At 58.3% G+C, this 9,845-nt stretch carries 8 protein-coding genes; 5 read left to right on the top strand and 3 right to left on the bottom strand.

Annotated features, from left to right (window positions below; all coding sequences use genetic code 11):
- Positions 1-195: 195 nt before the first annotated feature.
- Positions 196-1,344 carry a bifunctional 2-methylcitrate synthase/citrate synthase gene (gene prpC / locus G113_RS16440; RefSeq protein WP_005907337.1) on the bottom strand — a complete coding sequence of 383 codons (1,149 nt, stop codon included), beginning with the start codon at positions 1,342-1,344 and terminating at the stop codon, positions 196-198.
- A gap of 10 nt (positions 1,345-1,354) precedes the next feature.
- On the bottom strand, positions 1,355-2,242 hold the full coding sequence (prpB, locus tag G113_RS16435) for a methylisocitrate lyase (protein WP_005907335.1): 888 nt from the start codon (positions 2,240-2,242) through the stop codon (positions 1,355-1,357).
- 148 nt (positions 2,243-2,390) lie between these two features.
- On the opposite strand from prpB, the gene G113_RS16430 reads away from it, so the two are divergent.
- The 4 genes from G113_RS16430 to rsmF all read left to right on the top strand — a co-directional run bounded on the left by G113_RS16430 (position 2,391) and on the right by rsmF (position 7,888).
- Positions 2,391-3,029 (top strand): paraquat-inducible protein A, encoded by a 639-nt coding sequence (locus tag G113_RS16430; RefSeq protein WP_005907333.1) that lies wholly within the window; start codon positions 2,391-2,393, stop codon positions 3,027-3,029.
- A 48-nt stretch (positions 3,030-3,077) separates the two neighbouring features.
- A complete protein-coding gene (locus tag G113_RS16425; protein WP_005907331.1) occupies positions 3,078-3,680 on the top strand; it encodes a paraquat-inducible protein A in 603 nt (200 codons plus the stop codon).
- A gap of 52 nt (positions 3,681-3,732) precedes the next feature.
- Positions 3,733-6,285, top strand: a complete 2,553-nt coding sequence (locus G113_RS16420) for an MlaD family protein (protein ID WP_005907329.1) — start codon at positions 3,733-3,735, stop codon at positions 6,283-6,285.
- 166 nt (positions 6,286-6,451) lie between these two features.
- On the top strand, positions 6,452-7,888 hold the full coding sequence (rsmF, locus tag G113_RS16415; protein WP_005907328.1) for a 16S rRNA (cytosine(1407)-C(5))-methyltransferase RsmF: 1,437 nt from the start codon (positions 6,452-6,454) through the stop codon (positions 7,886-7,888).
- A gap of 183 nt (positions 7,889-8,071) precedes the next feature.
- Here rsmF and G113_RS16410 read toward each other — a convergent pair whose 3' ends face one another.
- Positions 8,072-8,344 carry a RepB family protein gene (locus G113_RS16410; RefSeq protein ID WP_005907327.1) on the bottom strand — a complete coding sequence of 91 codons (273 nt, stop codon included), beginning with the start codon at positions 8,342-8,344 and terminating at the stop codon, positions 8,072-8,074.
- A 407-nt stretch (positions 8,345-8,751) separates the two neighbouring features.
- On the opposite strand from G113_RS16410, the gene G113_RS16405 reads away from it, so the two are divergent.
- A partial coding sequence (locus tag G113_RS16405; RefSeq protein ID WP_040319328.1) for an ISNCY family transposase occupies positions 8,752-9,845 on the top strand: 1,094 nt, incomplete at its 3' end.

Here is a 9,845-nt window from a genome sequence, read left to right as displayed (position 1 = left end):
CGTAATCGGCAATCTCGACCAGGATGGGATCCGGTTCGGGTCTGTGGTTGAGGTCGACGTTGGCAGACATCTTGATTTCCTTATCGTTGTTGTGAACGAGACGAGGTGACGGTGAACGAGCCGGCAACATGGCGCAAAGCAGAGGGCGGCTGAATAGCGGTGCCTCCGTGGTCTATGTTGGCAGCCGCAGCGCGCTTATCGCTGCTGGATTGAGACAAAGTGCCGAGGGGCCGGACCAATGTAGTCGGCACTCGGGCGTATGATGCGATTGTGCTCACGCTGCTCCATGATGTGGGCACACCAACCGCTGACCCGGGAGCAGACGAAGATGGGAGTGAACAGCTTGGTCGGGATCCCCAGGTCGTGATAGGCGCTGGCGTGGAAGAAATCGGCGTTGGCAAAGAGTGCCTTCTCATCCCACATGATCCGCTCCACTTCACAGGAGACGCGATAGAGCCGGTCGTCCCCCGCCTCCTCGGCCAGCTTGGCCGCCCACTCCTTGATGATGACGTTGCGAGGATCCGAGGTGCGATAGACGGCGTGGCCAAAGCCCATGATCTTCTCCTTGGCGGCCAGTTTGGCCAGCAGCGCTTGACGGGCCTGCGCCTCGTCTTGCCAGGGGTCAATCATGGCCATGGCGGCCTCGTTGGCGCCCCCGTGCAGCGGACCGCGCAAGGTGCCGATGGCGGCGGTGACACAGGAGAACATGTCAGACAGGGTCGAGGCACAGACCCTGGCGGCGAAAGTCGAGGCATTGAACTCATGCTCGGCGTAGAGAATGAGGGAGACATGCATGACCCGGCGTGCCAGCTCGCTTGGCGTCTCTTGATGCAACAGGGCGAGGAAATGCCCGCCCAGGCAAGCCTCTTTGGTCTCTGTGTCGATGCGCAGCCCCTCGTGGCTGAACTTGTACCAATAGAGCAATATTCCCGGAAAGGCGGCCAGCAGCCGATCGGCAACGTGGTGCTCGTGCTCGAAGCCATCTTCTGGCTCGAGATCGCCTAGCATGGAGCAGCCGGTGCGCAACACATCCATGGGGTGAGCATCGGCGGGTATCAGCTCCAGCACCTCAAGCAGGGCGTGCGGCAAGGTGCGCATGGCGCGCAGCTGTGCCTTGTAGGCCTCGAGTTCGGCGCTATTGGGCAGTGAGCCTTTGAGCAGCAGATGGGCCACCTCCTCGAACTCGGCCCCCCGGGCCAGCGCCTGAATGTCATAACCGCGGTAGGTGAGCCCGGTGCCACTCTTGCCGACGGTGCAGATGCTGGTTTCCCCCGCGCTCTGACCCCGCAGGCCAGCGCCGCCCAGGGGTTTGTTCTCCCCGTGATCTTTTGCTACTTGTCCCATGACAGGCCTCCTAATCCTTGGATGTGAACAGACGATCCAGGGTCTGCTCGTAATGGTGGTAACCGAGGAAGTCATAGAGCGCCTCCCTCGTCTGCATTGTGTCAATGACGGCGCGCTGGTGACCGTCCGTGCGCAGCTGCTGATAAACATTGAGCGCCGCCTGATTGGCCGCGCGACTGGCGCTAAGCGGATAGAGCACCATGGCGACCCCATGGTCAGCCAGCGCCTGCTTGTCAAACAGTTCGGTTTTACCAAACTCGGTCATGTTGGCGAGAATGGGAACGCCTGCCGCCTTGGCGAACAGGTCGTATTGGCCCAAGTCCGTGACCGCTTCGGCGAAGATCATGTCGGCGCCAGCAGCCACATAGGCCGCCACCCGCTCCAGGGCTTGTCCTATTCCCTCGACGGCCAGGGCATCGGTACGGGCCATGATGACGAAGTCATCATCCTGTCTTGCATCAACGGCAGCCTTGATCCTGTCCACCATCTCACTCTGGCTCACCACCGCCTTGTTGGGTCGGTGGCCACAGCGTTTTTGGGCAACCTGATCCTCCATGTGGACGGCCGCGACCCCGGCTCGCTCGAAGGCGCGCACGGTGCGGGCTATGTTGAACGCACCGCCCCAGCCAGTATCTATGTCTACCAGCAGCGGTACTTGCGTGGCAGCCGTGATGCGCTCGGCATCGATCAACACATCATTCATCGAGGTCATGCCAAGATCCGGCAGGCCGTAGGAGGCATTGGCCACCCCGGCGCCTGACAGGTAGATGGCACGAAAACCACTGCGTTCTGCCATGAGCGCCATATAGGCATTGATGGTCCCCACTATCTGCAGGGGGGCTTCCTGAATGAGGGCGTCGCGAAAGCGGCGACCGGCCGAAGGGATGGGGCTGGACATCATGACTCCTTTCATTTGTCGGGTCAGACTATCTAATCATTACCTTTACGTTAACGTCAATTATACTTTCGTGGCACTGTTGTGACAGGCAAGACAGCACCTCGGTTTTAGGGTAAATTTCACCAACTCCTTCAACAGGTTAAAACGTATGTCGGATCCCAATAACCTGATCGTCTGTCCGGCCTGTGACTTGCTGATCGAACGTAAGTTATTGCCTCTGCGCCGTCACGCCCACTGTCCCCGTTGTCATCAGCATCTATATGGCCGCTATGCGTTCCGTCCTTCCCAGTTGATGGCGCTCACCATCACCGGCTTGCTGCTGCTGCCCTCGGCATTTTTCGAACCCCTGCTCTACTTGCGACTGGCTGGTGAAAGCTCACAGGCGACCCTGTTGCGCGGTATCCACATGCTCTGGCAAGCCAATGAATACCTGGTCGCACTCCTGGTATTCTGGTGTGCAGTCTTGGCGCCGACGGGGCTGCTGGTTGGCATCTTTGCCCTCGCCTCTGGCCTGGCGACCCGGCTTGGCCTCATCTCCCCCATCCTCAAGGCGGTGGAGGTGTTTCGCCACTGGGCGATGTTGGAGGTCTATCTGGTCAGCCTGCTGGTTGCGCTGTTCAAGCTTATCGACATCGCGGATATCCGGTTGGGCGGGGGCCTGCTGAGCCTGTTTATTCTGATGCTGCTTAACATGACACTGCTGATCTTGTTCAATCCCGCCCCTTATTGGGAAAAAGTGGCACTGGATCAGCCCCGCACTGAGGTCAAGCATGACGCGCAGCCTTGAACCCGGGCGCAAACTGATGCCAAGCACTGCGCTGCCAAAGGAGGCGAGATGACCAGCGCCCGTGAACTTGGCATGTGCCGCTGCCACCACTGTGGGCTCTTGGTGCGTTTCGAGGCGGGCCATATCTGCCCCCGCTGTCACAGTACCTTGCATGTACGCACCCCGAATTCCCTGCTCTGGTCATGGGGGTTACTGGCGCTGGCGACCTTCATGCTGTTGCCGGCCAACCTCCTGCCCATTACCCACTTCTACAACAAAGGGTTGTTGCAATCGGATACCATTTTTAGCGGTATCATGGCCCTCTATCGCAGTAAGATGTCAGGCATTGCCACCATAGTGCTGACCGCCAGTATCGTCGTGCCCATCATGAAGATCCTGGGATTAGGCTGGATCTGCTGGCAACTGCAACGCAAGAAGCCGGTGCGCCGCCGTCGTCAGTTGGTGATGTATCGCATCATAGATTTCATTGGTCGCTGGTCCATGTTGGACCTGTTTGTCATCTCGCTCATGGTTGCCCTGGTTGACCGCGGCGTGCTGCTCAATGTGCGTGCAGGCCCGGGGGCTAGTGCCTTTGCCTGTGTCGTCTTGCTCACCATGTTGTCGGCCCGCATGCTGGATACCCGGTTGTTGTGGGACAAGGCGGCACGCTAAATGGGTCACTTTTTCGTTGTCTGGTCGCCCGCGCGGCCCATAAGGAGTCGGTATGATCGGGGCTGAACCCGTCATCAAGAAACATCGCTGGCTATCGCCGGTCTGGTTGCTGCCCTGCATCGCGCTCTTGCTGGCGGTGGGGTTTCTCTATCAGCAGTATCAGAGCACCGGCCAGCTGGTTCGCATCAACTTTGAGCAGGGCAACGGTATCTTGCCGGGCAAGACTCAGCTGCGTTACCAAGGGGTGGCCATCGGCGTGGTGCAAGAGCTGGCCCTGGCCGAGGATGGCCGCAAGATAACGGTACTTGCCAAAATCGACAGCCGGGCACGGGAACTGATGCGCAAAGGCACCGGCTTCTGGCTGGTGAGCCCCAAGGCGTCGCTGACCGAGATCTCGGGACTCGATACTCTGGTATCGGGCAACTACATCAATGTCATGCCGGGCAAGGAGAGCAATCCTCCCGATGACGAGTTCGATGCCCTCGACGGCCCTCCCCCGGGCTATCAGGCTCAGGGGCGGACCCTGCATCTGAGCGCCGACTCGCTCGGATCGGTCGGTATTGGGGCTAAACTCTATTTCCGCGGTCTGGAAGTGGGCAGCGTCATCAATACCCGCCTCGATGAGGGAGACAAGCAGGTTGTCCTGGATGTGGTCATAGAGCAGCGCTTCGAGCACCTGATCAAGGCCGACACCCGCTTCTGGAACATCAGCGGCATCAAGGGCAATTTCAGCCTGGCTGGCGTCAGTGTCGAGACGGGCAGTCTCTCCTCCATCCTGAGTGGTGGCATCGCCTTCGACTCTCCCCCGGACTCCCCCCAGGCCGAGCGCGGTCAGACATTCAGTCTCTACAAGGGATTGGCCGAGGCGGCCCGGGGCGAGCGCATCAGTTTGAAGGTGGGCGATCTGCCGGTCAAAGAGGGGATGCCCATCCTCTATGAAGGCATTGAAATAGGCCGAGTCGATCCCATTCGCCTGACCGACCATGGGCGGGAGGTCAGCGCCCTGATAAGCCCAGAGCAGGCGTTTCGCATCACTCAGCCAAGCCGGCTGATATGGGAGAGTGTCAACTTGTCGCTGACCGGGCTTGAACATGGCGATCGCCTGCTGGCCGGCCCGGCCATCCGTCTCGATTATGTGCCTGGCGTCAGAGCCAAAACCTTGCTATTGAGCGCCGAAAAGGCAGCAACCGGCCAGGCACTGACGCTCAACACCGAGGATCTGTCCGGTTTGAGCGAAGGGGCTCCCGTCTGGTACAAGGGGTTGACGGTGGGCAGCATTCGCACCCTTTCCCTGGATGCCAGCGGTAATGCCCAGATCAAGCTGACCATTGAAGATCAATACAAGGGGCTGCTCAATCGTGCCCGTTTCTATCGCGCCGCCCCTTTGCAGATCCAGGCCGATCTCAGTGGCATCAAGGTGGAAACCAGCCCGGCCGCCAGCTGGCTCGCGGGCGGTATCAAGCTGGTACAGGCCCGTCAGGGGCCGCGTATCGACCTGCTCTATCCCGATGAACAACTGGCACTGCTTGGCTCGCCCAAGGCCAAGCCCAAGACCTGGTGGCTGACGGCAAGCCAGGCCGACGGCATCTCGCTTGGCACACCAGTGCTCTATCTCGGGCTGCAAGCGGGCAAGGTGAGCCAGCTCAGGGTAGGTCAGGGCGAGGTGCGGATCGGCCTTGAGATAGATGCCATCTATGCCCCCCTCATCGGCAATCAGACCCAGTTCTGGAAGAAGGCGGCCATCGATACTCATATCGGTCTGGACGGGGTGCGCATCAAGGCGGGCAATTTGGCTACCCTGCTGCGTGGCGGCATCGAGTTTGCCAACTCCCCCACCAGTCATGGCAATGGCAAACTGTTTGAAGACAGGGAGCAGGCCCAGGCGCTGGTGCGTCCCCTTGCCCTTATCGCAGATCGCAATCCCGGGCTCGGGGCTGGCTCCGTTATCCGTTATCGCGGGGTCAACATTGGCAAGATTGCCTCGGTCAAACTGGACCCAGCCCTGGGCAAGGTGATCTTCCAGGCTCAGCTCGAGGCGCAATATGCCGAGCGTTTCCTGCAATCCGGGGCCAGCTTTACCCTGGTGCAGGCCAAGTTGGGCTTTGGTGGCGTGGCCAATCTCGATACCCTGGTGAAGGGATCCTTTATCGAGGCGGCGCCGGGCCAGGGGGCGAGCAAGCATAGCTTCCCCTTGAGCGAGTCACAGCAATCCGGTCTGATGCTGACCCTCAAGAGCCCCGCCCTCAATGGCTTGGCTGTCGGCAGCCCGCTGCTATTTCGCAAGATGGTGGTCGGCAGCGTAAGCCAAGTCGCCTTGGCTCCCGATGGCGGCGAGGTCAGGGTCAAGGTGCAGGTCGAACAGGAGTATGCCTATCTGGTGCGGGAGAACAGCCGTTTCTGGAATGTGTCCGGGGTCAAGGCAGACATAGGGCTGACCGGTGGCACCATACAGGTCGAGACCCTGCAGAGCCTGGTGGCGGGCGGTATTGCCTTCACGACCCCCGAACAGAACGTGGGGGCTCGCGTGCGTAGCGGCCAGAGCTTCCCTCTCTATGAAAAGGCCGATGAAGAGTGGCTCGGTTGGAGTCCTCGCCTCGTACCCTGATCTGGTATCAAGCTTCAAGCCCGGCCCCGTGCCGGGCTTTTTATTGCATGGTTGTGGCCTGAAGAGAATCTCTACTGGAAGGTATCACCGCGATGGCTGCGTCATTCGGTTGCATCAACAACTTGTGCTAAGATGTCGCCCCTGTTTTGGGCCAGCGAGATGCCAAGTGCACGACAATATCCTACTTCCTGACGCGTTTTTGACTCATATTGCCGCCATCATGCCCGAACATCTCTCCATGGATGAGTTCGTGGCGAGCTGCCGCCGGCCACTGCGGCGCAGCATTCGGGTCAATACCCTCAAGATCACGGTCGAAGCCTTCCTTACCCGCATGCAAGGCCGTGGTTGGCAGCTGGATCCCGTGCCCTGGTGTGAGACAGGTTTCTGGCTGACTCGCCCCGATGAAGACCAGGTACCCCTGGGCAACACGGCCGAACACTTGCTCGGACTCTTCTACATTCAGGAAGCGAGCTCCATGTTGCCGGTGACCGCACTCTTTGCGGCCGCTGGCGTGCATGAGGCTGAATTGTTGCTCGATGCGGCGGCGGCGCCTGGTTCCAAGAGCACCCAGATATCGGCGCTGATGGAAAATCGGGGCATGTTGGTGGCCAATGAGTTTTCCAGCAGCCGGGTCAAGGTGCTGGCCGCCAATGTTCAACGCTGCGGGGTGAGCAACATAGGGCTCAGTCACTTCGATGCCAAGGTATTCGGTCAATGGTTGCCGGAAACCTTCGATGCCATCTTGCTCGATGCTCCCTGCTCGGGTGAAGGTACTGTGCGCAAGGATGAGCATGCATTTCGCAACTGGAGTCTGGCCAGCCTCAACGAGATAGCCGAGGTACAGCGGACTCTGCTCGAGAGCGCCTTCCATGCCCTCAAACCAGGTGGTGTCATCGTCTACTCCACCTGCACCCTTAGCCATGAAGAGAACCAGAATATCTGTCGGTTCATGAGTGAGCGCTTTGGCAATGCCCTGAGTTTTGAATCACTGGCGGATCTTTTTCCTGGCGCAGAGCAAGCCACCACTGCCGAGGGATATCTACATGTCTGGCCACAAATATATGATAGCGAAGGCTTTTTCGTTGCAAGATTACGCAAGCATCACTCGGTTGCCAATCCCATGTTCAAGCCGGGCCGCCTGGGCAAGTTCCCGTTCACACCCATGGACAGTCGGGATGCGGAGGCATTGATCGCCGAACTGGACCGCGATTATGGTCTTGTCCCGCAAGGGAGTCTGTTCGTTCGCGATGACGAGATATGGCTGTTCCCCCTGCCCTTCGCCCCCCGGCTGATGAACAAGATCAGACTGGATCGCATTGGTCTCAAGCTGGCACAGACTCATAAGAAGGGATACAGGCTGACTCACGAATGGGCCCTGGCCCAGGGGCATCTGGCCAGCAAGGGCTGGGTCGAACTCGACAGTGAACAGGCGCGGGAGTTTATGATGGGCCGGGACCTGCATCCACAAGGCGAGAGTGGCCAGGGTGAGGTGATCCTGAGGTATCAGGGCTATGCCCTCGGTTTGGGCAAGTGGGTCGGTAGCCGTATCAAAAATGCCCTGCCCCGGGACTTGGTTCGTGATGCTAACCTGTTTGAGTCTTAAAAACCCACACACTGGTTGAAAATTTTTCCAGATCTTGCAAAGCCATCGCCCTTGGCTACGCTTTATTTTATCTGTGACCAGTTAGCGCACGGCTCTGCAAAGAGCCAATTCCCCTATGCCAGGTACAAGGAATTCGTACCTGGCTCTTTTTATTCTGCTCCCCGTATTTTCCCCAAGCTCTCTTCACGCTGATTCGGTTTCACTTTCGATCAGAGGGAGAGCTATCATCCCAACCGACTTTGGGGCGGACTCATGCTGATAGAGCAGATCGATCGCCTGCTCTATCAGTGAGGCTTGGTTGTCTTCGAGCAGTACACCGAGTTCGGCCAAGCGATGAGCATGACGCTGACTGATCCAGCATTGCAACCGGCTATGAGTCTCTTGCTTTCGTTTCACATGTTGGCGCTGACGCTGGGCATTATCCAAGGGCGCTACATGCTGCTCCTGGCGATTCATCGGTGTGGTCATCGGTAGGTTGAAACTCCAAAAAAAGAAATGTTATCTCTCACTGTTTGACTAGTACCAGTCATCGTCTTGAACTGGCGCCAGCTGATGAGGTGTAGTCAACGGGGGATCATTCATGTCTCTGCATGGGGTTTAAATAGTAACGGCTATAGGCATCAGAAAAAAGTATGTTGGGGAAATGAGAGATGTGGCTTGGAGCTCCCTGCCAGACTTAGACTCCAGTCGCTTGCAGCTACAGCATATTTAACATAACAAAAGCCCTGACGCAGTATGGCATGTAAGTGTTGAGTTGTAATTTCACGATTGGGTTGATTTGAAATTGCACAATCGGTCTGATGGGAGGACGCCCACCATCACCAAGGAGACTGCCTGTGCCCCATCGTGAGAGAGTATTCACCATGAAGGAAGTGGATCGGTTAAAGACCATTGAAGCCCTTGCAGAAGGTCGATTGACGGCGAGTATTGCAGCACAGCGCCTCGGTATGAGCCCCAGGCAGGTTTATAACCTGCTGGCCCGCTACCGAGCAGAGGGGCCGCTAGGATTGCGATCTCAACGAGTTGGCAAGCCCAGTAACCACCAGTTGCCGGTTGGTGTAAAAGAGCTGGCTGGGCAGCTTATCTTACAGCACTACCCTGATTTCGGGCCAACCTTGGCTGCCGAGAAGCTGGCCGAGTTGCATGATATCCAGCTTGCCGTGTCTACGGTGCGCCAGCTGATGATCAACATGGCGCTATGGGTGCCACGGCGGCAACGGCCACCGAGGATCCAGCAGCCGCGTTATCGTCGCGCCTGCTTTGGTGAGCTGATCCAGATAGACGGCTGCGACCACCGCTGGTTTGAGGAACGAGCGTCAGCGTGCACAGCAATCGTGTTCGTAGACGATGCGACCAGCCAGATCACCGCCCTGCGCTTTGTGCATTCCGAATCGACCTTTTCCTACTTCGGCACCCTACGCGATCACCTCGTTGCCCACGGCAAGCCGCTGGCGCTTTACAGCGACAAGGCCAGTGTGTTCAGGGTCAATCACAAGTCCTCCCGTGGCGAGGGCCAGACGCAGTTTGCCCGCGCTTTGGACGAACTCAACATCGAGGGGTTTTGTGCCCATAGCAGTGCAGCCAAGGGCCGTGTAGAGCGAGCACACCTGACGTTACAAGACAGATTGGTGAAAGAGCTGAGGTTAGCGGGGATCAGCTCTATTGACGATGCCAATGCGTGGTTGCCTGTCTTTATTGCGGATTACAACAAGCGATTTGGTAAAGCGCCTCGGCACGAGCTGGACGTACATCGAGCGTTGGGCCCTCATGACGATCTAGAGCACACCCTGATCTGGAAGGAGCCAAGACAGGTATCAAAGCGGCTCACGACCCAGTATGACAAGGTGCAATACCTGTTGCTCGATACCCCCGCGCAGCGCCGGCTGATCGGTCGAGAGATCATGGTGTACCACTATTGCGATGATCGGGTGGAGTTACGTGGGCCTGATGGAGACCT

The organism is Aeromonas molluscorum 848, assembly GCF_000388115.1.
Taxonomy (GTDB): Bacteria; Pseudomonadota; Gammaproteobacteria; order Enterobacterales; family Aeromonadaceae; genus Aeromonas; species Aeromonas molluscorum.
Note: the sequence above shows the minus strand (reverse complement) of the source record. Positions and strands in the feature narration are given on the sequence as shown.